The following is a 1,229-nucleotide window of genomic DNA, read 5'->3' on the forward strand; positions in this document are numbered from 1 at the left end:
GTCGCGCGCATCACCAGGTTGCCGTTGAAGCAGTAGTCGCGGCAGATCGTGCCGACCTCGCCGCCGTTCTCGAAGCGCTTGCGCGCGCCGGGTTCGCGCGCGAGCTGAAGGCCCGCGACGAGCCCCGCGCCCGCGATCTCGCCGACGATCGGATGATCGGCGAACGTCTCGCGCAGCCGCTGCTGGAAGTACGGGCCGGTGTCGGTCTTCACGCGCTCGACGATCTTCTCGTCGCGCAGCACCTTCAGATTCGCGACCGCCACCGCCGCCGCGACCGGATGCCCCGAATACGTCATCCCGTGATTGAACTCGCCGTGCGCGATCAGCGCATCAGCGATCCGGTCGGACAGCGCGACGGCGCCCATCGGCACATAGCCGCTCGTCAGCCCCTTCGCGAGCGTCATCAGATCGGGCTCGAAGCCGAAGTGCCGATGCGCGAACCATTCGCCGGTGCGCCCGAACCCGCCGATCACTTCGTCGGCGACGAGCAGCACGTCGTACTTGCGGCAGATCCGCTCGATCTCGGGCCAGTATGTCGACGGCGGAAAGATCACGCCGCCCGCGCCCTGGAACGGCTCGCCGATGAACGCGGCGACGTTCTCCGCGCCGAGCTCGAGAATCTTCGCTTCGAGCTGTTGTGCGCGGGCGAGTCCGAATTCTTCCGGCGTCAGATTGCCCTGCGCTTCGCCGAAGAAGTACGGCTGATCGATATGGACGACGTGCTCGACCTTCGACGGCATCTGCTCGTGCATGTAGCCCATGCCGCCGAGCGTCGCGCCCGCGATCGTCGAACCGTGATAGCCGTTCCTGCGCGAGATCACGACCTTCTTCTGTGGTTGGTTCTGCGTGCGCCAGTATTGATGGACGACGCGCAGCACCGTGTCGTTGCCTTCCGATCCGCTGTTGCAATAGAAGAAGTGATTGAACGACGGCGGCGCGATCTCGGCGAGCAACGCCGACAGCTCGATGATCGGCGGGTGCGTCGTCTTGAAGAACGTGTTGTAGAACGGCAGTTCCTGGAGCTGCCGATACGCGGCGTCCGCGAGTTCCTTGCGGCCGTAACCGACGTTCACGCACCAGAGCCCGGCCATCCCGTCGATGATCTTGTTGCCGTCGGAATCCCACAGATAGACGCCTTCGGCCTTCACGATCACGCGGCTGCCGGCGCGATTGAGCGCGCCCATGTCGGAAAACGGATGGATGTGATGCGCGGCGTCGAGCGCGCGGTA

The 1,229-nt window shown here is 65.2% G+C and carries 1 protein-coding gene; it reads right to left on the reverse strand.

The genetic code is table 11. The features are described from left to right. Positions 1-1,229 (reverse strand): aspartate aminotransferase family protein (locus WS69_RS15180; protein WP_059471564.1); only part of this gene is annotated, 1,229 nt, incomplete at both ends.

Source organism: Burkholderia sp. BDU5 (assembly GCF_001522845.1).
GTDB lineage: Bacteria > Pseudomonadota > Gammaproteobacteria > Burkholderiales > Burkholderiaceae > Burkholderia > Burkholderia mayonis.